The 21,839-nt window shown below is 71.6% G+C and carries 21 protein-coding genes and 1 pseudogene; 13 read left to right on the top strand and 9 right to left on the bottom strand.

Annotated elements, in window-relative coordinates; translation table 11 throughout:
- The first annotated feature begins 27 nt into the window (after positions 1-27).
- Together BR70_RS22645 and BR70_RS0117825 are read left to right on the top strand one after the other, a co-directional pair.
- Positions 28-648, top strand: a complete 621-nt coding sequence (locus BR70_RS22645) for a TetR/AcrR family transcriptional regulator (RefSeq protein WP_051597108.1) — start codon at positions 28-30, stop codon at positions 646-648.
- The gene (locus tag BR70_RS0117825; protein ID WP_027467147.1) at positions 645-2,330 is read left to right on the top strand and encodes an MDR family MFS transporter; all 1,686 of its coding nucleotides are present in this window, start codon (positions 645-647) and stop codon (positions 2,328-2,330) included. Before BR70_RS22645 ends, BR70_RS0117825 begins: the two co-directional genes overlap by 4 nt.
- A gap of 167 nt (positions 2,331-2,497) precedes the next feature.
- Here the strand turns inward: BR70_RS0117825 and BR70_RS0117820 are convergent, their stop codons facing one another.
- On the bottom strand, positions 2,498-3,496 hold the full coding sequence (locus tag BR70_RS0117820) for a LacI family DNA-binding transcriptional regulator (RefSeq protein WP_027467146.1): 999 nt from the start codon (positions 3,494-3,496) through the stop codon (positions 2,498-2,500).
- Between the two features lie 162 nt (positions 3,497-3,658).
- Here BR70_RS0117820 and uriH point away from each other — a divergent pair, with 162 nt between their 5' ends.
- From uriH to BR70_RS22640, 6 genes are read left to right on the top strand one after another with little or no spacing between them, the layout of a single operon-like run.
- Positions 3,659-4,690 carry a uridine-preferring nucleoside hydrolase UriH gene (gene uriH, locus BR70_RS0117815; RefSeq protein WP_027467145.1) on the top strand — a complete coding sequence of 344 codons (1,032 nt, stop codon included), beginning with the start codon at positions 3,659-3,661 and terminating at the stop codon, positions 4,688-4,690.
- 6 nt (positions 4,691-4,696) lie between these two features.
- Complete coding sequence (uriT, locus tag BR70_RS0117810) at positions 4,697-6,127, top strand: uridine transporter UriT (RefSeq protein WP_027467144.1); 1,431 nt, start codon at positions 4,697-4,699, stop codon at positions 6,125-6,127.
- Entirely contained in the window at positions 6,124-6,984 is an 861-nt protein-coding gene (locus tag BR70_RS0117805) for a ribokinase (RefSeq protein WP_027467143.1), read from the top strand. Before uriT ends, BR70_RS0117805 begins: the two co-directional genes overlap by 4 nt.
- Positions 6,985-7,033: 49 nt before the next feature.
- Entirely contained in the window at positions 7,034-7,978 is a 945-nt protein-coding gene (locus tag BR70_RS0117800; protein WP_027467142.1) for a Ppx/GppA family phosphatase, read from the top strand.
- A gap of 19 nt (positions 7,979-7,997) precedes the next feature.
- Complete coding sequence (locus BR70_RS0117795) at positions 7,998-8,708, top strand: DUF998 domain-containing protein (protein WP_027467141.1); 711 nt, start codon at positions 7,998-8,000, stop codon at positions 8,706-8,708.
- A complete protein-coding gene (locus tag BR70_RS22640; RefSeq protein ID WP_051597107.1) occupies positions 8,705-9,418 on the top strand; it encodes a TetR/AcrR family transcriptional regulator in 714 nt (237 codons plus the stop codon). The genes BR70_RS0117795 and BR70_RS22640 overlap by 4 nt, the downstream gene beginning before the upstream one ends.
- Here BR70_RS22640 and BR70_RS0117785 read toward each other — a convergent pair.
- Positions 9,336-9,947, bottom strand: coding sequence for an antibiotic biosynthesis monooxygenase (locus BR70_RS0117785; RefSeq protein ID WP_035809639.1), 612 nt, complete (start codon positions 9,945-9,947; stop codon positions 9,336-9,338). The two genes, BR70_RS22640 and BR70_RS0117785, sit on opposite strands and share 83 nt — an antisense overlap.
- 142 nt (positions 9,948-10,089) lie before the next feature.
- Between BR70_RS0117785 and BR70_RS23005 the strand changes: the two genes are divergently transcribed.
- Positions 10,090-10,902 carry a cupin domain-containing protein gene (locus BR70_RS23005; protein WP_081827465.1) on the top strand — a complete coding sequence of 271 codons (813 nt, stop codon included), beginning with the start codon at positions 10,090-10,092 and terminating at the stop codon, positions 10,900-10,902.
- A 13-nt stretch (positions 10,903-10,915) separates the two neighbouring features.
- On the opposite strand, the gene ku is transcribed toward BR70_RS23005, so the two are convergent.
- A complete protein-coding gene (ku, locus tag BR70_RS0117775) occupies positions 10,916-11,953 on the bottom strand; it encodes a non-homologous end joining protein Ku (protein ID WP_027467139.1) in 1,038 nt (345 codons plus the stop codon).
- A 135-nt stretch (positions 11,954-12,088) separates the two neighbouring features.
- On the opposite strand from ku, the gene BR70_RS0117770 reads away from it, so the two are divergent.
- From BR70_RS0117770 to BR70_RS23465, 3 genes are all read left to right on the top strand, one after another.
- Positions 12,089-12,979, top strand: coding sequence for an SDR family oxidoreductase (locus BR70_RS0117770; protein ID WP_027467138.1), 891 nt, complete (start codon positions 12,089-12,091; stop codon positions 12,977-12,979).
- Positions 12,976-15,510: an ATP-dependent DNA ligase gene (locus tag BR70_RS0117765; RefSeq protein ID WP_027467137.1), complete on the top strand. Its 2,535-nt coding sequence runs from the start codon at positions 12,976-12,978 to the stop codon at positions 15,508-15,510. Before BR70_RS0117770 ends, BR70_RS0117765 begins: the two co-directional genes overlap by 4 nt.
- Positions 15,511-15,668: 158 nt before the next feature.
- Entirely contained in the window at positions 15,669-15,824 is a 156-nt protein-coding gene (locus BR70_RS23465; protein ID WP_155896954.1) for a hypothetical protein, read from the top strand.
- A gap of 322 nt (positions 15,825-16,146) precedes the next feature.
- On the opposite strand, the gene BR70_RS23460 is transcribed toward BR70_RS23465, so the two are convergent.
- The 6 genes from BR70_RS23460 to BR70_RS0117730 all read right to left on the bottom strand — a co-directional run bounded on the left by BR70_RS23460 (position 16,147) and on the right by BR70_RS0117730 (position 21,273).
- Positions 16,147-16,323, bottom strand: coding sequence for a hypothetical protein (locus tag BR70_RS23460; RefSeq protein ID WP_155896953.1), 177 nt, complete (start codon positions 16,321-16,323; stop codon positions 16,147-16,149).
- Positions 16,324-16,333: 10 nt separating this feature from the next.
- A complete protein-coding gene (locus tag BR70_RS22635) occupies positions 16,334-17,308 on the bottom strand; it encodes a sugar phosphate isomerase/epimerase family protein (RefSeq protein WP_051597106.1) in 975 nt (324 codons plus the stop codon).
- A 153-nt stretch (positions 17,309-17,461) separates the two neighbouring features.
- The gene (locus BR70_RS0117745; protein WP_027467136.1) at positions 17,462-18,145 is read right to left on the bottom strand and encodes a fumarylacetoacetate hydrolase family protein; all 684 of its coding nucleotides are present in this window, start codon (positions 18,143-18,145) and stop codon (positions 17,462-17,464) included.
- 33 nt (positions 18,146-18,178) lie between these two features.
- Positions 18,179-18,394: a hypothetical protein gene (locus BR70_RS0117740; protein WP_027467135.1), complete on the bottom strand. Its 216-nt coding sequence runs from the start codon at positions 18,392-18,394 to the stop codon at positions 18,179-18,181.
- The gene (locus tag BR70_RS0117735) at positions 18,391-18,723 is read right to left on the bottom strand and encodes a hypothetical protein (protein WP_027467134.1); all 333 of its coding nucleotides are present in this window, start codon (positions 18,721-18,723) and stop codon (positions 18,391-18,393) included. Before BR70_RS0117735 ends, BR70_RS0117740 begins: the two co-directional genes overlap by 4 nt.
- 93 nt (positions 18,724-18,816) lie before the next feature.
- A complete protein-coding gene (locus BR70_RS0117730; protein ID WP_027467133.1) occupies positions 18,817-21,273 on the bottom strand; it encodes a phosphoketolase family protein in 2,457 nt (818 codons plus the stop codon).
- 212 nt (positions 21,274-21,485) lie between these two features.
- Here BR70_RS0117730 and BR70_RS0117725 point away from each other — a divergent pair.
- A pseudogene (locus BR70_RS0117725) lies at positions 21,486-21,839 on the top strand (hypothetical protein); the annotation flags it as partial.

Raw genomic sequence — 21,839 nt, 5'->3', positions numbered from 1 at the left:
TCAACAGGAGAGTGCAATTCTTGCTCGGTGAGCACCACCGAACGCACCCGCGCGCTGCGCCGACGCATGATCGTCGAGGCACGTCGGGCGACGGTCGAACACGGGCTGCACGGCTTCACGATCGAGCAGCTCTGCGAGACCGTCGGAGTGTCGCGCCGCACGTTCTTCAACCACTTCGGGTCGAAGGACGACGCCGTGCTCGGCATCGAGCTCAACGCCGACGTCGAGGCGATCGACGCCTACGCCGCGGGCGGGATCGTCCCCGGCGAGCTCGACCCCCTCGGCTCGATCGTGGCGCTGGCGATCGACCAGTTCGGCCGGGTCGGGTTCGTCCGTGCCGACGAGGCCATGATGCGTCGGGTCTTCGAGCGGGAGCCGGCGCTCGTCGCGCGGTTCCTGTCGGCGACCGACGTGCAGCTCGCCCGGGTCACCGTGGCCGTGCGCCGTCGGTTCGGGTGGGACGACCCCGGCGACCGTCGGGCGCGCCTGGTGACCGAGGCCGCGGCCGCGCTGCTGAAGGTGACCGCGGAGACGTACTTCGACGACGCCTTCGACGAGGCCACCGGACCGACGTTCGACGCGCTGCTCACCGAGAACCTCCGCCTGCTCAGGGCGGTCACCACGACCGAACGGGAACACACCACATGAGCGCCACCGCGCCGGGCACCACCAAGCGTGCCCGCCCAGGCTCCGACGGCCCGCTGCTCCTGACGCAGCGTCGCATCTGGATCATCTTCTCCGCCCTGATCGCGGGGATGCTGCTCTCCAGCCTCGACCAGACCATCGTCTCCACCGCGATGCCGACCATCGTCGGCGAGCTCGGCGGCGTCGCGCACCAGGCCTGGCTGACGACCGGGTACCTGCTCGCCTCCACCATCGTGATGCCCGTGTACGGCAAGTTCGGTGACGTCCTCGGGCGCCGCAACCTGTTCCTCATCGCGATCGCGCTGTTCACCATCGCCTCGGCCGGGTGCGCGTTCGCCGGTGACTTCACGCAGCTCGTGGTGTTCCGCGCCATGCAGGGCCTCGGTGGCGGCGGTCTGATGATCCTGTCGCAGGCGATCATCGCCGACATCGTCCCCGCGTCGCAGCGCGGCAAGTACCTCGGGCCGCTCGGTGCGATCTTCGGCCTGTCCGCGATCGGCGGCCCGCTGCTCGGTGGCTTCTTCGTGGACCACCTCACCTGGAACTGGGCGTTCTACATCAACATCCCGGTCGGCATCGCGGCGTTCTTCGTGGCGTGGTTCGCGCTGACCCTGCCGAACAAGAAGGCGACGAAGCGCATCGACGTCCTCGGCGTGCTGTTCATGTCCGCCGCGACCACGTGCCTGGTGTTCTTCTCGGAGTTCGGCGGCAGCAAGGACCACGGCTGGGACGCCCCGGAGACCTGGGCCTGGTTCGCCGGTCTCGTCGTCTCGGCAGCGCTCCTGGTGTTCGTCGAGTCCCGTGCCCAGGACCCGGTGCTCCCGCTGTCGTTCTTCCGCAACCGCACCTTCCTGCTGGCCACCGGCATCGGCCTCGTGCTCGGCATCGGCATGTTCGCCGCGATCGGCTTCGTCCCGACGTTCCTGCAGATGGCCTCGGGTACCTCGGCGGCGGTCTCCGGCCTGCTGATGCTGCCGATGATGGCCGGCCTGATCGGCACGTCGATCGCCTCGGGTGTCCTGATCACCAAGACCGGGCGCTACCGGATGTTCCCGATCGTCGGCACGGTCCTGGTGGCCATCGCCATGCTCGCGATGACCCAGCTGGCGGCGGACACCCCGATCTGGCTGATCTGCGCGTACCTGTTCGTCTTCGGTGCCGGGCTCGGCTTGATCATGCAGGTGGTCGTCCTCGTCGCGCAGAACGCCGTGCCCGCCGAGCAGGTCGGTACCGCCACGTCGACGAACAACTACTTCCGTGAGGTCGGCGCCTCTCTCGGCACCGCCGTCTTCGGTGCGCTCTTCACCGCGCGGCTCACGACGTCGCTGACCGACGTGTTCCGCGGTGCCGGTGGGTCGGCGACCGATGCGGCGTCCTCGGCGGGGAGCATCGACCCGTCGACCGTCGCGGGCCTGCCGCCTGCGGTGCAGGACGGCATCGTGAACGCCTACGCCGACTCGCTCGCACCGGTGTTCTGGTACCTGCTGCCGTTCATCGCGGTGGCGTTCCTGCTCGCCCTGTTCCTGCCGCAGATCACGCTCTCCGACACGGCCGGCATGGTCGCCCGTGGCGAGGCCGTCGGCGGTGACGAGGCCGACGAGCTCGAGCGCGCGCAGCGTGCTGCGCGTGCGGAGCACGCGGCGGCTCCGGAGGGTTCCGCACCGGGGCGGGACACCGACCGGTAGACGCGACCGGACGACGGACGGGAGGCCCGGTGCCAGCTGGCACCGGGCCTCCCGTCCGTCGTCCGGTCGCGCTCCTTGCCGCGGCCGACTTTCGTGCTGAGCGACACCTCGCGCGTTCCAGCGCGCGTGAGGTGTCGCTGAGCGCGTGAGGTCGCGGTGACCCCGCGCTACGCGCCGGTGCTCGCGCGCGGCACGAGCCGCGTCGGCAGGGCCGCGGGCTCGGCGGCCGTGCCGTCGAGCGTCGCGAGGAGCCGCAGTGCCGCCGTGCGACCGAGGTCGGCGCCGGGCAGCGCCACGCTCGTCAGGGCCGGCGCGGTGACCGACGACGACGGCAGGTCGTCGAAGCCCGCGACCGCGAGTGCGCCGGGGACGGCGATGCCGAGCGCGCCGGCGACCCGCAGGACTCCGTAGGCCAGGGTGTCCGCGGCTGCGACGACGGCGGTGACGTCGTCGTCCTGCCAGGCCTCGATGACGTGTTCGGTGGCCGAGGCCGCGGCCTCCACGGTCAGGTCGGCGCGGGCGGTGACCTCGGAGACCGTGATGCCGGCCTCCGCACAGGCCTGCTCGAACAGTTCCCGGCGCACGCCGAACGTCGCCGCCCGCGAGGTGCCGTCGAGGTAGCCCACGTGCCGGTGTCCCTGGTCGTGCAGGTGGGCGACGAGGTCGTGCACGCCGGTGGAGAGGTCGTAGTTGACCGCGTCGGGCCCACCGGGGGCGTCGAGCAGCACCACGGGGACGCTCGCCGACATCGGCTCGTCGGCGGCCGGTGCGTCGACCAGGATGCCGGCCGGCCGGAGCCGTTCGAAGCGGCGGACGTCGGCCGCGACCGGCTGTGCACCCCGCTCGGTGACGGAGAGCACGAGCTGGAAGCGGTCGCCCAAGGTGTCGCGGACGCCACGGATGACCTCGGCGAAGAACGGGTTCGACAGGTCGGGGGCGATGAACACGACGAGGTCGCCGCTGCCGCGGGCCAACGAGCTGGCGGCGTGGTCGACGACGTAGCCGAGGTCGTCCACGGCGTCGCGGACCCGTGCAGCGATGGGGGCGGAGACCCGCCCGCGGTCCTTGCCGTTCACGACGAGGGAGACCGTGGCGATGCTCGTGCCCGCACGCTCGGCCACCATCGCAGCGGTCACACGACGGCTCGGGGCGGCGGGGGAGGGCACTCGTCGATGCTAGCGAGCGCGGTGGTCGAACTTGACGTCAAGCGTTTGACGTGTTTCGATGTCAAACGCTTGACGCGCCACGTCGCCAGCGCTCTGCCGGCCCGTGGATCCCCACCACGTCGAGCACTCACCTCGATTCCCCGAAGAAGTGGAGCGCCCAGCGTGCCCGATGCGACCCAGCCCGCCGCGAAGATCATCCTCGACTGCGACCCCGGCCACGACGACGCCGTGGCGCTCCTGCTCGCCCACGGCAGCCCGGCCATCGACCTGCTCGCCGTGACCACCGTCGTCGGCAACCAGACCCTGCCGAAGGTCACCCGCAACGCCCTGGCGGTCGCCCGCATCGCCGGCATCACCGGGGTGCCGTTCGCCGCCGGAGCCGCCCGCCCGCTGCTGCGCCAGATCGAGGTCGCACCGGACATCCACGGCGAGAGCGGCCTGGACGGACCGATGCTCCCCGAGCCGTCGTTCGACCTCGACGAGCGCCACGCCGTCGACCTGATCATCGACACCGTGATGGCCCACGAGCCCGGCACGGTCACCCTCGTGCCGACCGGCGGCCTGACGAACATCGCCCTCGCCGCCCGCAAGGAACCCCGCATCGTCGAGCGCGTCAAGCAGGTCGTGCTCATGGGCGGCGGCGTGCACGTCGGCAACTGGAGCCCGGTCGCCGAGTTCAACATCGTCATCGACCCCGAGGCCGCGGCCATCGTGTTCGAGGCCGGCTGGGACGTCGTGATGGTCGGCCTCGACCTGACGCACCAGGCCCTGGCCACCCCCGAGGTCGCCGCGCGCATCGCCGGCGTCGGCACCGCCCCCGCCGCGTTCGTCGGCGAGCTGCTCGACTTCTTCGGCCAGACCTACAAGGACGCCCAGGGCTTCGACGCCCCGCCGGTCCACGACCCCTGCGCCGTCGCGTACGTCATCGACCCCACGATCGTCCGCGCCGTGAAGGTCCCGATCCACGTCGAGACCCAGGGCGCGCTGACCCTGGGCATGACCGTCGCCGACTTCCGCGCCCCCGCACCCGAGGACTGCCGCACGAGCGCCGCGATGGAGCTCGACCACGGCCGGTTCTGGGACCTCGTCGTCGACGCCCTCGAGCGCATCGGCGAGACGGCCGACACCGGCTGGACCCCACGTGCCGCCGCTGACGCCGTCGAAGCCGGCATCACCACGACCCCGGAGCGCTGAACCCCCATGACCACCACCTCGACGAAGAAGTCGATCGGCGCCCTCACCGCCGCGCTCCTCGCCGCGTGCATCGCGTTCCAGCTGAACGCGAGCATGCTCAGCCCCGCCCTCGTCACGATGGCGCGCGAGCTCAACACCGACGACGCCACCATCGGCCTGTCGCAGACCCTGTACTTCACGCTCGCGGCGCTGTTCTCGCTGTTCCTGCCGCGGCTGTCCGACATCGTCGGCCGCAAGCGCGTGCTGATCGGCATGCTCGCCGTGATGCTCGTCGGCAGCATCGTCGCCGCGCTCGCGGTGAACGTGCCGATGCTGTTCGCCGGTCGCATCATCCAGGGCGTCACCGGTCCGGTCGTCCCCATCTGCCTGCTCGTCCTGCGCAACGAGATCAGCGACCCGAAGCGCTACGGCGCCGCCCTCGGGCTGCTGACCGCCGTGAACGGCGGCATCGCGGGCGTCGACGCCCTGGCCGGCGGGTGGATCGCGACGAACTTCGGGTTCCGCGGGATCTTCTGGGTCATCGCCGTCGTCACCGTGATCGCCCTGCTCCTGGTCGCGGTCTGGGGCGTCGAGTCGAAGCCCTCGGCCGGCACCCGGATGGACTGGATCGGCGTCGTGCCCCTCGTGGTGAGCGTGGGTGCGCTGCTCACGGCGTTCAACGAGGCCGGCAAGCTCGGCGCGGCGAACCCCGTGCTCGTGGTCGGTGGCGTCGTCGTCGCGCTCGTCGCCTTCGCCGTGTTCTGGGCCGTCGAGTCGCGGGTGCGGGAACCCCTGGTCGAGACCAGGTTCCTGAAGCGCCGTGCGACCTGGGCGCTCCTGGCGACGACGTTCCTGACCATGACCGGCGTCTTCGCCGTGGTCAACGGACTCGTCACGAGCCTCGCGCAGAACGGTGACGCCGGCTTCGGGATGGAGCCCGACCTGGCGTCGCTCGTGTTCCTCACCCCGTACGCGCTGGTCGGGTGGATCGTCGGGCCCTTCGCCGGCCGCCTCGCCCCGACCATCGGGTACCGCGCCGTCCTGCGCGTCGGGCTGATCGGCAGCATCGTCTCGACCGTCCTGATGGCGTTGGTCGGCGTGCACTCGCTGCCCGTGCTGGTCACCGCGACGGTACTGATCGGCATCACCTACGCCGGCATCGCGAACATCATCCTGAACGGCCTGGGCATCGTGCTGTCGCCGGCGTCGAACCCCGGGTTCCTGCCCGGCCTGAACGCCGGTGCGTTCAACCTCGGCGCCGGGGTCAGCTTCGCCGTCCTGCCCGCGCTGCAGATCGCGCTCGGCGTCGGCGGTTCCGCGGGCACCGCCGGGTACTCCGGTGGCATGCTGCTCGGGGCCGCGATCACGACCGTCGCGCTCGCGATCTCGTTCCTCATCCCCCGTCCGGAAGGTGCCGAGACCACGTCCGTCGCCCCGCAGAAGGAGACCGTCCGTTGACCGAGAGCATCGTCGTCGTCGGGTCGCTCAACGCGGACCTGGTGGTCCGCACCGCGCGATTCCCCCAGCCCGGTGAGACCCTGCAGGGCTCCGACCTCGCGATCCTGCCCGGCGGCAAGTCCGCCAACCAGGCGGTGGCTGCCGGGAGGCTCGGGGGCACGGTGCGCATGATCGGTGCGGTCGGCGACGACGGGAACGGTGCGCTGCTCCGCGACTCCGTCGCGGCTGCGGGTGTCGACACGACGCACGTCGCGATCCGGGAGGGCGTCGCGACCGGCACCGCCGTCATCACCGTCGACGCCGCAGGCGAGAACACCATCGTGATCTCAGCCGGAGCGAACGGCACGCTGACGCCGGACGACGTGCCGGCCGACGTCTTCGCCGGCGCCGCGGTGCTGGGGCTCTGCCTCGAGGTCTCGATCGACGTCGTCCTCGCCGCCGCCCGGGCCGCGCACGCCGCCGGGGTCACCGTGCTCACGAACCTGTCACCGTTCGGCGCCGTGCCGGCCGAGCTCCTCGAACTGACCGACGTGCTGCTGGTGAACGAGCACGAGGCCGCGGCGCTCGGTGACCACGGCGTCGCCCGGTCGATCGTCACCCGCGGCGGTGCCGGCTGCGTCGTGCACGACGGGGGCGCCGAGCCGGTGTCGATCGACGCCGTCCGGGTCGAGCCCGTGGACACCACGGGCTGCGGCGACGCCTTCATGGGTGCGGTGGCGCTGCGTCTGGCCGCGGGGGACACCCTCGTCGACGCTGCTCGGTTCGCGGTGGGGGTCGGGGCGTACGCCGCGACCAAGCCGGGCGCACAGGCCTCGTACCCGACCACCACCGAGCTGGAGGCGTTCCTGCGGGCGTGACCCGCGCCTCCCGGGTCGAACCGTCCCGGTGGCCCGCTAGCGTTGTGGCATGCGCGTGGGAGTCCTCGACATCGGGTCCAACACCGGCCACCTGCTCGTGGTGGACGCCCACGGCGGCGCCGCGCCGCTGCCGGCGTCCTCGTTCAAGCAGCCGCTGCGGCTGGCCGAGCACCTCGACGACTCGGGCGCGGTGACCCACCAGGGGATCGACGCCCTGACCACCTTCGTCGCCGACGCCGTCCGCGTCGCCGAGGAACGCGGCTGCGAGGACATGCTCGCGTTCGCCACCTCGGCGGTGCGCGACGCCGGCAACTCCGAGGCCGTGCTCGCCCACGTCGAGTCGTCCACCGGGGTCGAGCTGGCCGTCCTGTCCGGCTCCGACGAGGCCCGGCTGACGTTCCTGGCCGTGCGTCGCTGGTTCGGATGGTCCGCCGGTCGCCTGGCGGTCTTCGACATCGGCGGTGGCTCGCTCGAGATCGCCGGCGGTGCCGACGAGGCACCGGACGTCGCGTGGTCGATGCCGATCGGCGCCGCACGCCTGGCGCGCTCCTACTTCGCCGCCGGTACCCCGACCGAGGACGACGTCCGCCGCATCCGGCACGAGATCCGCGTCGAGATCGCCCGGGACGCCGGACGGCTGCTCCGCTCGGGCCGCCCGGACCGGGCCGTGGCGACGTCGAAGACGTTCCGGTCGATCGCCCGGATCTGCGGGGCCGCGCCGTCCGCCGCCGGACCGCTCGTGCCCCGTGCCCTCGACGGCGACGTGCTGCGGCAGCGCCTGCCGGAGCTGCTCACGATGTCGGTCGACGAACTCGCGGCGCTGCCGGGCGTCTCGGCGAGCCGCGCACACCAGGTGGTGCCCGGGGCGCTCGTCGCCGAGGCGTGCCTGGACATCTTCGACCTGCCGGCCCTCGAGATCTGCCCGTGGGCGCTGCGCGAGGGTGTCATCCTCGAGCGGCTCGACCAGTTGTCGGTGCTGGGCAACTCACAGTAGTGACCGATATGGTCAGGAGATGACCAAAACGGACACTCGCGGAGCGCTGGTCTCCGGGGCCCTCTGGACGGTGGCGGGGGTCGGCTGGCTCGTCGGCGAAGCGGTCTCGGCGTCGGCGTTCCCCGGCTACGACTACGCGACGAACTACATCTCCGACCTCGGCGTCCCCGACGTCGGCACGTTCCAGGGGCGGTCGATCGACTCACCGCTGCACGTGCTCATGAACACGACGTTCATCGGGCAGGGCGTCCTGTTCGGGATCGCAGCGGTGCTCGCCGTCGTGGTGTTCCGCGCCGCGTCCCGCCGTGCGCGGGTCGCGACCGCGACCCTCGCCGTGGTCCACCTGGTCGGGATGGTCCTGGTCGGCTCGTTCCACGGCAGCCAGACGAGCACCGACGGCGGCACCATCGTGTTCCACGTGCTCGGCGCCGCGGCAGCGATCACGACCGGCAACCTCGTGGCGATCACCGCCGGCATCGGGTCCCGGGCGCTGCGGGCTACGGCGGCCTACCGGATCGCGAGCGTCGCGCTCGGGATCGTCGGCCTCGTCTCCCTCGTGATGCTCGTCGTGGACTCGTCGTCGACGGTGATCGAGGTGCTCCCCGACGGCGTGTGGGAGCGTGCGTCCGTGTACACGATCGTCGCGTGGGAGCTCCTGACCGGGATCGCCCTGCTCGTTGCGGGGACCCGGCGCCTGCGGACGGCACGGGCCTCGGCGGTCGGCGCGTGAGTCGGCCTGCGCGCCGTGCTCGGCCCTCCGCCGAGGAGATCAACGGGGGCGTCCTGGACATCACCGCCGGGCTCATCGCCCGCCGCGGCATCAAGGACACCGCCGTGCAGGCCGTCGCCGACCAGGCCGGCTACTCGAAGGCGGGCATCCTCGCCCGGTTCACGAGCAAGGAGCTGCTCGTCGAGGCCGCGCTCGCGCAGTGCACCGCGCAGACCGAGGCGATCCGGGCAGCCGCTGCCGCCGCCCCCGCGGGGGAGACCCGCGACGCCGCGGCGCTCGTGGGGATCGCCGACCTCGCTCTCGCCCGGCCCGGGTGGGCGGAACTCGCGCTCGCGGCGTTCACGCTCCGGCGCGGGGACGACGTCGGCGTCCGGCTCGAACCGGTCGCAGCGACGCTCCTCGACGTGTTCGGCATCGACATGGCCGACGCCACGGCCACCCCGCTCGACCGGCGGGCACGGGTCTCCGGGGCGTTCGGCGCCATCGTGATGCTCGCGCTGACGTACGAGACCGAGGCCTCTGCGACCGAGGCCCGGCCGCACATGCTGCAGGTCGGATGGGACGCCCTCGGCCACGACGGGCCCGTGCCGCTCGGGGGCGTCGGCCAGTCCCGCCCGGGGTCGTCGGCTAGGCCCGCTCGGACCTCGGCGGTGCGAGCAGCCACGGCCGGATCAGCTTCGTCACGAACGGCAGCACCCAGAACGTCATGATCGGCGTGAGCACGACGGTCGTGATGAGCACCCGGGGCAGGATCGCGACGTGCGCGAACGCGGGGACGAGCCAGGCCGTCAGGTACGTGAACGCGAGGTTCACGGGGAAGAAGCCGAGCCAGATGCTCACGGACTGCTTCCACCGCGGGGGAGCGCTCGAGGCCGGGGCGTCCTGCGGGACGTCGAACCACCCCTCGATGCCGGTGCGCTTCTCGACGCGGGACTCCACCACCAGGTCACGGCCCAGGTCGAGCCAGCGCAGCCGGTCGTCGGAGTTCTCCCACGTGGCCAGGGAGTCGTGGTCGGCGAACCGGTAGAGCATGTGCCACTCGCGGGACTGCGCGGTGGAACGCACCCACCCCGAGCCGAGGAAGCCGGGGTAGCGGTTCGCCAGGTTCACCCCGGACTGCACCCAGCGGGTGACCTCGGGGATGCGGTCGGGTTCGACCAGGCGGGTGACGGAGACGGTGACGGGCGGGCCTGCGGTCTCGGATGACGACTGCAGGCTCCCAGGCTCTTGTGGAGTCATCCGACCAGTCTCCCGGACCCGTGTTTCCGGCTCGTGACACGTGCCGCGGTCGTCGGCTGAACGGATCCGCGTCGTCCTTCGACCACCGTCCCAGGCGAGTGCAAGACGATCATCTGGCGAACGCGCCACCGAGAGGACCCCGATGACCGATCCCGAGCCCACCACCACCCTTATCGCCACCGTCGACGGGCCCGACGGCGGCACGTACGAGGTCCGGCGGCTGACGCTCCCGACGGGTGCGTCGACCGGCTGGCACCGCCATGACGCGCGTCAGACCGGACTGGTGGTGCGCGGCGCGCTGACGCACGTCACCGAAGAGGCGACACGGGTCGTCGGGCCGGGGCAGGCCCTGGTCGAGGAGCCACACGTCGTGCACGACGGTCGCAGCACCGGCACGGAGGACGCCGAACTGCTCTACGTCGCCCACCTCCCGGCAGGCGGAGTGGCGTCGACCCCGGGTGAGGCGCCACCGAGCGAGGGGCCGGTCCGCAGCGCGGTGGTGTCGGTCCCGCTGGGGCGGCCGCGGTTCGTCCACGCCCTGCGCTACACCGCGATGTACGCCCCGAAGCCCTTCGCCGAGGCCCTGCTCGTCTACCGGGACAACGGCACGTACACGATCCTGTCCCCGGGTGAGGACCACCACGGCTGCTACGTCTCGGCGACCGATCCCGCCGAGGGGATGCGGCACGTCGCGTTCATGTCGTGGCCGTCCGCGGACTGGGGCCGGAACGTCGCGTCGCACACCCTGACCTTCGAAGCGGCGAGCGGCGCCTTCACCCAGGAGCTCCGGCTGCCGGGCGATCCGGTGCCGCGGGCACAGCACGGGTACGCGGTGCCCGTCGAGCACCCGGAGCAGATCGACACCGGCGCCGGGTGGACCGCGCTGCGCCAGGAGCACGCCGGGGTGTTCACCACCCTCGAGCGGCTGGCGGGCGGCGGCTCGACCGCGGCCTGACCCCCGCCAGCGGTCAGCTCGCCTGCTTCTTGGCGGCGGGCTTCTTCGCCGGAGCCTTCTTGACCGGGGCCTTCTTCGGCGCCGACTTCGCGGGGGCCTTCTCGGCCGTGCTCTCCGCGGCCTTCTTGGCGGGCGGCTTCTTCGCCGGTGCCTTCCTGCCGGAGCCGGACGTGCCCGAGCCGGACGAACCCGAGCCGGACGTGCCCGAGGCGGAACCCGACGACGAGCGTGCGGTCGACGACGAACGCGACCCCGAGCCTCCTGTCCGCTTCTTGTCGACGGACGCACGCAGGGCGGCCATCAGGTCGAGCACGTCACCGCCCTCGTCGTCGTCCTCGTCGTCCTGGGCGCCGAAGGTCTTCTCGGTGTCGATGTCGTCGCCCGCCTCGAGCTTGGCGTCGATCAGCTGCTGCAGTTCCTCCTGGTAGGAGTCGGTGTAGCGGTCGGGGTCGAAGTCGGTGGACATGCTCTCGACGAGCGAGGACGACATCTTCAGCTCGTTGGCGCTGACCTTCACCGTCGTGTCGAGGGTCTTGAAGTCGGCGGCGCGGACCTCGTCGCCCCAGAGCAGCCCCTGCAGCAGGATGACCTCGTCGTGCACCCGGAGCACCCCGAGCCGGGTCTTCTGCCGCAGGGTGAACTGCACGATCGCCAGGCGGTCGGTCTTCGCCAGGGTCTCGCGCAGCAGCACGTACGCCTTCGGCGAGCGCGAGTCGGGCTCGAGGTAGTAGGTCTTCTCGAACATCATCGGGTCGACCTGCTCGACGGGCACGAACTCGAGCACCTCGACCTCGTGCGACTGCTCCTCGGGGAGCTGCTTGAAGTCGTCCGCCGTGAGCACCACGGTCTTGTCGCCGTCGTCGTAGGCGCGCTGGATGTCGGCGTACTCGACCTCGTGGCCGAACTCGCACACCCGCTTGTACCGGATGCGGCCCTTGTCCTCGTCGTGGACCTGGTGCAGGGACACGTCGTGCGTCTCGGTGGCCGCGTAGACCTTGATGGGCACGTTGACGAGTCCGAACGCGATGGAGCCCTTCCAGATCGACCTCATGCGCACATGATGCCCGCCCGCACGCGTGCGTGCTCGGAGCCGTCGGTTCCTCCACAGGTCCGCCGTCCGGGGGATCGTTCCACGGATGTCCGGTTCGCTGGACCGCCGCGAGGCCGGCGCGAGCACGATGGGCCCATGAGCCAGCTCGACAAGCAGGACCCGCGCGACCAGTTCCCCCGTCCGCCGTTCCCCGCACAAACCCAGCAGGGGTCCGGGCTGGCGAGCGCGATGGACCCCGCCCCCGACCACGGCGAGACGAGCTACCTGGGCACCGGGCGGATGCGCGGGTACCGGGTGCTCGTCACGGGCGCGGACTCCGGCATCGGGCGCGCCGCGGCGATCGCGATGGCGAAGGAAGGGGCCGACATCGCCCTGAACGCCCTGCCCGAGGAACGCGAGGACCTCGAACAGGTCCGCGACGTCATCGGTGACCTCGGGCGCAAGGCGGTGCTGCTGCCCGGTGACCTGACCGACGAGGCCTTCTGCGACGTCCTGGTGCAGGACGCCGTCAGCGAGCTCGGCGGCCTGGACGCACTCGTGCTGGTCGCGGGCCACCAGCAGGTGCACGAGGACATCACCGCGCAGAGCACCGAGGACTTCGACCGCACGATGAAGGTCAACCTGTACTCGCTGTTCTGGCTGGTCCGCGCCGCCGTCCCGCACATGGCGCCGGGGAGCTCGATCGTCACGACCAGCTCGGTGTCCGCGTACCAGCCGCAGGACCGCATGATCGACTACGCGGCGACGAAGGCCGCGATCATCACCTACACGAACGGGCTCGCGCGGCAGCTCGCGAGCAAGGGCATCCGGGCCAACACGGTGGTGCCCGGGCCGGTGTGGACGCCGCTGCAGCCGATCAGCTACCCGGGCGACGAGATCGCGGCGTACGGCCAGGACACCCCGTTCGGCCGTCCCGCCCAACCCGTCGAGCTCGGTAGCGCCTACGTCTACCTGGCGGGGCCCGAGTCGTCGTACACGTCCGGCACGACCCTCACGGTGGCGGGAGCGACCGGGGTGGCGCTGTGAGTCCCGCCTCGCGCAAGACCGTCGTCCTCATCGGCGACCGGCGGCTCGCGCTCACGAACACCGACAAGGTGCTCTACCCCGAGACCGGCACCACGAAGGGTCGGGTGATCGAGTACTACGAGCGGGTCGCGCCGTGGATGATCCCGCACGTGAAGGACCGCCCCGTGACCCGCAAGCGCTGGGCCAACGGTGTCGAGGGCAAGGTCTTCTTCGAGAAGAACCTGCCCGACTCGGCCCCCGACTGGGTGCGGCACCACACCATCCACCACTCGGAACACGACAACGAGTACCCGATCGTCGACGACCTGCCGACCCTGGTGTGGATGGCGCAGCAGGCCGCGCTCGAACTGCACGTCCCGCAGTGGCGGTTCGGCCCCCGCGGCGCGCAGCAGAACCCGGATCGGCTCGTCCTCGACCTCGACCCGGGCGAGGGGGTGGGGCTGCCCGAGTGCGTCGAGGTCGCCGTGGCCGCGCGCGAGATCCTGCACGGCATGGGACTCGACCCGTACCCGGTGACGTCCGGCTCCAAGGGCATCCACCTGTACGCGGCCCTCGACGGCAAGGCGACGACCGCGCAGGTCTCCGACGTCGCCCACGAGCTGGCCAAGGCCCTCGAGACGGACCTGCCGGACCTGGTGCTGTCGTCGATGAGCCGTGCCGAGCGGACGGGCAAGGTCTTCGTCGACTGGTCGCAGAACAACGGCAACAAGACGACCATCGCCCCGTACTCGCTGCGCGGCCGCGAGCGGCCGACGGTCGCGGCACCCCGCACCTGGAAGGAGCTCGAGGAGCGCGGGCTCGCGCAGCTCACGTTGGACGAGGTCCTCGAACGCCTGGAGGCCCGTGGGGACTTCCTGCACCCGGTCGCCTCCGCCTCGCTGGCCGTCGGGCGCGACGACCACGGTCACTGGGACAGCGAGCGGACCGAGCGCGCGAACGACGCCGAGCAGCCCGCACGTGACCGGCTCGCCGCCTACCGGGCGAAGCGGGACGCCTCGAAGACGCCGGAGCCCGTGCCCGAGGGCGCTCCCACCGTGCGGAAGGACGGCACACCGACCTTCGTCATCCAGGAGCACCACGCCACCCGCGACCACTACGACTTCCGGCTCGAGCACGACGGGGTGCTGGTGAGCTGGGCCCTGCCGAAGGGCGAGCCCACCGACCCGGGCAAGAACCACCTGGCCGTGCAGACCGAGGACCACCCGCTCGAGTACGGGGCGTTCGAGGGCACGATCCCGAAGGACGAGTACGGCGGAGGCACGGTCACGATCTGGGACGACGGTACCTACGAGCTCGAGAAGTGGCGCGAGGGGCAGGAGGTCATCGTCACGCTGCACGGTCGGGCCGGTGGCGCTCGCCGCCTCGCGCTGTTGCACACCCGCGGCCGTGGCGGCGGGGACGAGAAGAACTGGCTGATCCACCGCACGAAGGAGCAACCCGAACGGCTGGCGGACGGCGGCGGCTCTGCCGGGCCGGCGGTGGCACGACGGTCGGACCGGCCGTCGGACGGGCACGACGGTGCACACCACGCCGGGCAGCGACGGATCAGCGGGGCCGCGGACGCCGAGACCCCGCCGTCCGAGCGCCGGACGATGCAGGCGACCCTGTCCAAGGGCGAGCCCCGGCTGGACCCGGCGGACTGGGCGTTCGAGATGAAGTGGGACGGGGTGCGCGCACTGGCGACGGTCCGCGACGGGTCGGTGACCCTGCGCAGCCGCAACGACAACGACCTGACGGCCCAGTACCCCGAGCTGCAGGAACTGGGCGAGCGGGCCGGCGTGGACGGCGTGTTCGACGGTGAGATCGTGGCCGTCGACGATCGTGGCCGCCCCTCGTTCCAGCTGCTCCAGAACCGCATGGGCCTGACGAAGGCGCGCGAGGTCCGGAGCGCGCAGGAGACGACGCCCGTGCGGTTCCTGCTGTTCGACGTGCTCGAGGCGGACGGGCACGAGCTCACGCGACTCGGCTACGACGCCCGGCGGCAGGCACTCGAGACGGTCGTGGAACCCGGCGGTGCGATCGACGTGCCGCCGGCGGTGCAGGGCGACCTCGACGCGGTGCTGGCTGCATCGCGCGAGCAGGGCCTCGAGGGCGTGGTCGCGAAGAAGCGGTCGTCGAAGTACGCCGAGGGCCGACGGTCCGAGGCCTGGCTGAAGCGCAAGCACCACGCCACGCAGGAAGTCGTCGTCGGTGGCTGGAAACCGGGCAGCGGGCGGCGTGCCGGGGGGATCGGGTCGCTGTTGCTCGGGGTGCCCGGCCCCGACGGGCTGGAGTACGTCGGCAAGGTCGGCACCGGGTTCCGTGACCGCGACCTCGACGAGATCGCCGGCGCCCTCGCACCGCTGGAACGGAAGACCCCGCCGTTCGTCGACGTCCCACGACCTGACGCGCGTGATGCGCACTGGGTCACGCCGAAGCGCGTCGGCGAGGTCGAGTTCGCCGAGTGGACCGGCGACGGACGGCTCCGGCAGCCGTCCTGGCGAGGGTGGCGGGTGGACAAGGACCCGGACGACGTCGTGCGGGAGACCTGAGCCGCGCTTCGCCTTCGGGTCCACATGCGTGCGCATGGGGTCCGCCGCTGGCGAACATCCGTCCCCCGTCCGGAGCCCGCGCGGGGGACAGTATCGGAACGGGTGGCCACGATCGGCCATCGGCTGTTACGTTCGCCGGGACGAAGGGGGCTTCGAGGATGAACTCGAGCAAGTACCTGCCGCCCTACACGGCTGCAGAACGCGTCGCGATCACGGGGGACGACCTGTCGCAGCGGTCCGTCGAACCGGGCACCGGCACCACGGAGACCGAGGTCCGGTACGCGGACTTCCTCGCCGACGAGGACGACGACTGACGAAGACGACGACGACGACTGACGGGGCAGCCCTGAACGCCTGACCGCTCGACGCGACCGACAGAAGCGAACAGACCCGACGGCCCGCACGCTGGATCAGGGAGCGCACGGACCGTCGCCGAGGCACGTGACCAGCCGGTTCAGGGAGACCGACCACGAAAGCCCCGCACCGGGCTCGCCGAAGCGACACTCGGTGGGTCCACTGGTGAGACGTGCCGAGTGAGCGTTTCGTCACACGGGCGCAGAGAAGAGTCGCCGGGCGACCTCGATGGTCGCCCGGCGATCTCGTCCGTGCGCGGGATCCTGTCGGATCAGGGCCGGGTCAGGCCGCGGGCGCAGGGCCGTCGGTGGGCACCGCGTGGTCGGCCACGGGTGCGTCCTCTTCGATGAGCTCGTCCTCTTCCGGTTCGACCACCTCGGCCGCGGCGGCCTTGGCCTCGTCGATGGACTCCTGGGAACGGCGGAGCAGGTCGTCGTCGTGTGCTGCCTGATCGGTCATGCCCAGCAACCTACGCGGGCGTCCCTGTGCCGGCGTCCCGGCGACGGGCATCGTGCGTCGGGTCAGAGCGGCCGGTGTGCGGGGGCTCGAAGTCCACCGCTGACGTCGGTGCGGGCGTCGAGGGCATCGCCGGAGCGGCCGGGGCGCCGAACGCATCAGCGGCGTCGAGCACCGCACGGGTGGCGGCGACAGCTGTCCGGAGCGCATCGCGGACGGGCATCGCCCGGTGCGCCGGGGTCCGGACCTCGACGCCCCACGGCTCGGCGAACCCGAGTTCGCGCACGGTCCGGACGAAGCCGGGCAGGTCCCACGCTCCGGCACCGGGCAGGTACCGTGCCGTCCGTGACTCCTCGGCGAGGGTCATCCCGCTCGGGGTGTGCAGCAGTCCGTCGCTCAGCTCGACGGCTGCGAGGACCCCCGGTGCGACGCCCTGCCGGATCGACGCGAGGGTGGAACCGCCGCGGAGTGCGTGCATGGCGTCGATGAGCAGGCCGCCGTTCGGGTGGCCGGCAGCGGCGACGAAACGGGAGGCCCGTTCGATCGTGGGCAGGTTCGACCACGGTTCCGGTTCGAGCACGAGCTGCGCTCCGACCGCCTCGGCCTGGTCGGCGAGCACGACCCAGTCGTCGGCCATCGTCGCGGGGGAGGCTCCGGGCAACGAGGTGTCGGCGCGCGCCACCACCTGCCAGGCGCTCAGCGTCGCCGCGGCCTCGAGCACGACACCGCGGTCGGCGTCCTCGTCCTGGGTGCGGCTCGTGCACGTCCACCAACGGTCCAGCGGTCCGAGCTGGACCCAGACGATGCCGGCGGCGTCGAGCATGCGCCGCAGTTCGGCGAAGCCCGTCGTCGCGCGGACCTCGTGCAGGTCGTCGAGGGACAGCGACAGGCCGGCGAACCCGGCGGCGCCGACGGCGTGCACCCGGTCGCGGACGCTCTCGTCGCCCGCCCACGTCCAGGACGTGGCGAGCAGGTCGTGTTCCAGCACGGTGGTACCTCCGGCAGTCCCGAGGTGTCCGCGTCGCCCCGTCGCGATGCGCCGCCCCGTGTCCGCCGCGGGCCCCACCCGCGACGATGCCCAAGATCTACCCGAGCTGCCTGCGAAGGCTCCCAGCCCGTCGACACATCGCCGACACGTGCTTCAGACGATCCGGGTCCGGACCTCGCCGACGCCGGCGATCGTACCGACGAGCACGGCGCCCCGGTCGAGCACGCCGACACCGTCCGGAGTGCCGGTCATCACGAGGTCGCCGGGCGCGAGCGCCACGGACCGTGACAGGGCCGCGATCGTCTCGGCGACCGACCAGATCTGGTCGGCCAGGTCTCCCGACTGCCGGAGCGCCCCGTCCACCGTCAGCTCGATCGCGCCGCTGGTCGGGTCGACCTCGGCCGCCGGGGTGAGCGCCCCGATCGGTGCCGAGGCGTCGAAGCCCTTGGCCGTGTCCCACGGGCGTCCGAGTCGCTTCGCCTCGGCCTGCAGGTCTCGGCGGGTGAGGTCGATCCCGACGGCGTAGCCCCACACGTGTGCGAGCGCATCGGTGACGGCGATGTCCGTGCCGCCGGTGCCGATGGCGACGACGAGCTCGACCTCGTGCTCCAGTTGCTGCGTCAGCGGCGGGTACGGGGTGTCGGCGCCGTCGACCACGACCGCGTCCGCCGGCTTGGTGAAGAAGAACGGCGGCTCGCGGTCCGGGTCGTGGCCCATCTCGCGGGCGTGCGCGGCGTAGTTCCGGCCGACGCAGAAAACACGGCGGACGGGGAAACGCGCGCCCGTCGTCGTGGGCACGGTCGGGAGGCTCGGGGCCGGGACGACGAGTTCGGTCACAGTCCCAGCGTGGCAGGCCCGCAGAGCGTCGGTTCAGCTCTCACCGAAGGATGCCTCGTCCTTGAGCTTCCGCGCCCGGGCGCGCTCCTGGCGTTCGCGCCATTCGATGCGCATCTGCGCGAGTTCCGCTTCGGCGCCCTTCGCACGCATGAGTGGACCGTAGTGGGGGCTGGCGAGGAGCCGTGGTGTCGTCATCTCGCGGTTGTCGAGCAGCCGCTTGAAGGCCTCGTCGGTCAGCGTCGAGATCATCGACGTTCTCCTTCCTGCTGTTCGTGGGCTCCCGGTCGTGTCGCCTCGTACTCAGCGAGCGCCTGAGAGGTCCAGGTGTCGTCGTCGGTCGTCCAACTGCGGGTCACCAGCGCAGCCGACATCACACCCGCAGCCGCGCGCTTTCCTTCGTCGTCCGAGGTCGCCCGGTCGGCGACCCATGACCAACGCTGCCACCACAGGTCGCGGTGCACCGAGAACTCTGCATTTCGCCGTCCGGCGCGCCCGTCGAGCACCGAGGCGACGAGCGCACCCAGCGCGACGGACGCGCTCGTGACCGACACGAGCGCGCTGATCCAGCCGATGTCCATGCCGGAACCCTGACAGCACGGAACCGGCCACGCGGCGGGCGTGACCGGTCCTGTGGAGGGTGCTCCGGGCCTCCCGGCCTGTGGAGGAGTGCGTCAGTTGCCGGGTGCGGCCGCCTCGGTCTCGCCCGCACCGGGGTCACCGCCGGTCCCGCCGCTGGCCGGCTCGTCCTGGGGCCAGCCCGCGAACTCCCAGCCCGCGAGCGACGGGTGGTCCTCGCCCTTCGTGTACGCGAACGTCCGCGCAGCGTCCCGCGCTTCGGACAGCTTCGTGAGCAGGTCGGCGTGCGCCTCGGCGTCCACCCGCGTCAGGGCATCGTGGGCCAGGGCGAATCGGTCCATCTCGTTGCGCATGAGCATGTCGAACGGCGAGGTCGTCGTGCCCTGCTCGAGGAACCCGTGCACGTGCAGGTCGTCGTGCCCGTTCCGGCGGTACGTCAGCTGGTGCACGAGGGTCGGGTACCCGTGGAACGCGAAGACCGTGGGCGTGCCGGGCAGGAAGAGCGCGTCGTACTGCTCGTCCGGGATCGGGTGCTCGTGCTTGCGCGGGTCACCGAGCGCCAGCAGGTCGACGACATTGAGCACGCGGACCCCGACGCCGGGAGCGTGCTTCCGGATGATGTCGGTGGCGGCGATCGCCTCGACCGTGGGAACGTCTCCGGCACAGGCGAGCACGACGTCGACCTGCCCGACGGCCTGCTCGGTGCCAGCGAAGTCCCACACGCCGAGTCCGGCCTGTGCGTGCGCGACCGCGTCGTCGAGGGACAGGAAGACCGGCTCCGGGTGCTTGCCCGCGACGATCACCTCGATGCGGTCCGTGGTCTCCATCGCGTGCGCGGCGACGGCGAGCAGCGTGTTGGCGTCGGCCGGCAGCTTGATCCGGACGAGGTCCTGCTGCTTCGACGCGACGACGTCGAGGAACCCGGGGTCCTGGTGGGAGAACCCGTTGTGGTCCTGTCGCCAGACGTGCGACGAGAGCAGGAGCGACAGGTTGGACACCGGCACCCGCCAGTCGATGTCGGTCGAGGACTCCAGCCACTTGGCGTACTGCCCGACCATCGAGTCGATGATGTGGGCGAACGCCTCGTAGGTGTTGAGCATCCCGTGCCGACCGGACAGCACGTAGCCCTCGAGCATCCCCTCGAGCAGGTGTTCGGACAGGACCTCGGTGACCCGCCCGCGTGCGGCCAGGTGCTCGTCGCCGGCGGCGCGCTGGGCCCGCCAGACGCGCGAGGTCACGTCGAACACGGCATCGAGCTTGTTCGAGATCGTCTCGTCCGGGCCGAACAGCCGGAAGGTCGAGGCGTTCTTCTCGATGAGTGCGGCGAGCCAGGGGCCGAGCGTGCCCGTGGCGGACGCCGTGGAACCGACCTCGACCGCGTACGGCTCGAGCGGCGGCCGGTCGAGCGCGGTCCGCAGCCGACCGCCGTTGCCGTGCGGGGTGGCGCTCATCCGTACGTCGCCGGTCGGACGGATCGTGGTCATGATGCCGACCGGGTGGCCGTCCTCGTCGAAGAGCTCCTCGGGGCGGTACGAGCGCATCCACTCCTCGAGCTGGGCGCGGTGGCCGTCGTCCTCGCGCACCGCGGGCAGCGGCACCTGGTGCGCACGGAAGGTCCCCTCGACCTGCTCGCCGTCGACCTCCTTCGGGCCGGTCCAGCCCTTCGGGGTGCGCAGGATGATCATCGGCCAGCGCGGACGCAGGTCGGCGGCACCGGCGGGCTGCCCCGCGGCGGCACGGGCGGCCTGGGCGCGGGCAGCGGCCTGGATGTCGTCGATGCCGGCGAGGGCGCGTCGCAGGGCCCCGTCGAACAGGGCGTGCACCGCGTACGGGTCGTCGTCGACGCGGCGGGAGTCGACCACGATCGGGTCGTAGCCGAGCCCACGGAAGTACGCGGTGAGGTCCTCGTCGGGGATGCGGGCCAGGACGGTCGGGTTCGCGATCTTCCAGCCGTTGAGGTTGAGGATCGGCAGCACGGCACCGTCGGACACCGGGTCGAGGAACGTGTGCGCCTGCCACGACCCGGCGAGCGGACCGGTCTCGGCCTCACCGTCACCGACCACGCACGCGACGACGAGGTCCGGGTTGTCGAGCGCCGCACCGTAGGCGTGCGACAGCGAGTAGCCGAGCTCACCGCCCTCGTTGATGGAGCCGGGGGTCTCCGGGGCGGCGTGCGAGGGGATGCCGCCGGGGAACGAGAACTGGCGGAAGAACCGCTGCAGGTCGACGTCCTGGTACAGCTCGTTCCACGTGCCGTCCAGCCAGGCGTTCGCGTTCATCGCCGGGCCGCCGTGCCCCGGGCCGCAGATGTACAGGAACTCGCGCCCGGTCTCCGTGATCAGCGCGTTGCAGTGTGCGTACACGAGGTTCAGTGCGGGAGAGGTGCCCCAGTGGCCGAGCAGCCGCGGCTTGACGTCGTCCGGTTCGATCGGCCTGGTGAGCAACGGGTTGTCCAGCAGGTAGATCTGCCCGACCGTCAGGTAGTTGGCGGCGCGCCACCAGGCGTCGACCGCCCGGAGCCGGTCGGTGGTGGAGATGTGTGCTGGTGCCATGGGTACACGGTACGAAACACCGGGTTGCGGGACCTCAGGAAACTCGTCCCAAACCGTTCGGGCGGGGGTGCCGAATCACTTGCACAGGGCAAAAGCCCAGGGCGCTCTCCGGTCACAGTTTGCCGGGCTGCAGCTTGTACACAGCAAGCGTGCACACCACGTGCACATTCGGCCACCGGCCGGAGCGCCTCCAGAGCAAAGGACTGATCACGATGCGTAAGAGCCTCAAGACCTCCATCACCCTCGCCACGACCGGCGCCCTCGTCCTCGGCGGTGCCGCGTTCGGGATCTCCTCCGCCCAGGCCGCGACCCCGAACGTGCACACGGTGTCCTCGTCGTCGTCGAAGATCCCCGCACCCGTCGCCTCGGTCCCCGAGGTCCTCGGTGGCTCCACCGCCGTGAAGCTCGACTCCGGCTTCACCGACGCCCTCACCGCCCTGAAGCTCACCCCCGGCGTCTCGGGCGATGCGACCCTGGCTGACGGGTCGGTGTCGTTCCCGATCACCGCCGGGTCGGTCACCTACTGGTCCCCGGACGGCAACTACCGCCCGTACGTGCAGGGCCTG

It is taken from the genome of Curtobacterium sp. UNCCL17 (assembly GCF_000686685.1).
In the GTDB taxonomy this organism is placed as follows: Bacteria; Actinomycetota; Actinomycetes; order Actinomycetales; family Microbacteriaceae; genus Curtobacterium; species Curtobacterium flaccumfaciens.
The sequence above is the reverse complement of the archived record's forward strand: the minus strand, read 5'-3'. Positions and strand labels throughout refer to the sequence as shown.

Excerpts from the sequence above, each read along its gene's own strand:
- BR70_RS0117800 (WP_027467142.1), top strand. The coding sequence starts at position 7,034 with ATGCGCGTGGGAGTCCTCGACATCGGGTCCAACACCGGCCACCTGCTC.
- uriT (WP_027467144.1), top strand. The coding sequence starts at position 4,697 with ATGACCACCACCTCGACGAAGAAGTCGATCGGCGCCCTCACCGCCGCG.
- BR70_RS23465 (WP_155896954.1), top strand. The coding sequence starts at position 15,669 with ATGAACTCGAGCAAGTACCTGCCGCCCTACACGGCTGCAGAACGCGTC.
- BR70_RS23005 (WP_081827465.1), top strand. The coding sequence starts at position 10,090 with ATGACCGATCCCGAGCCCACCACCACCCTTATCGCCACCGTCGACGGG.
- BR70_RS0117730 (WP_027467133.1), bottom strand. The coding sequence starts at position 21,273 with ATGGCACCAGCACACATCTCCACCACCGACCGGCTCCGGGCGGTCGAC.
- BR70_RS0117785 (WP_035809639.1), bottom strand. The coding sequence starts at position 9,947 with ATGACTCCACAAGAGCCTGGGAGCCTGCAGTCGTCATCCGAGACCGCA.
- BR70_RS0117770 (WP_027467138.1), top strand. The coding sequence starts at position 12,089 with ATGAGCCAGCTCGACAAGCAGGACCCGCGCGACCAGTTCCCCCGTCCG.
- BR70_RS0117740 (WP_027467135.1), bottom strand. The coding sequence starts at position 18,394 with ATGATCTCGACGCTGACCGACGAGGCCTTCAAGCGGCTGCTCGACAAC.
- BR70_RS0117735 (WP_027467134.1), bottom strand. The coding sequence starts at position 18,723 with ATGGACATCGGCTGGATCAGCGCGCTCGTGTCGGTCACGAGCGCGTCC.
- BR70_RS23460 (WP_155896953.1), bottom strand. The coding sequence starts at position 16,323 with ATGACCGATCAGGCAGCACACGACGACGACCTGCTCCGCCGTTCCCAG.
- ku (WP_027467139.1), bottom strand. The coding sequence starts at position 11,953 with ATGAGGTCGATCTGGAAGGGCTCCATCGCGTTCGGACTCGTCAACGTG.
- BR70_RS0117795 (WP_027467141.1), top strand. The coding sequence starts at position 7,998 with ATGACCAAAACGGACACTCGCGGAGCGCTGGTCTCCGGGGCCCTCTGG.
- BR70_RS0117825 (WP_027467147.1), top strand. The coding sequence starts at position 645 with ATGAGCGCCACCGCGCCGGGCACCACCAAGCGTGCCCGCCCAGGCTCC.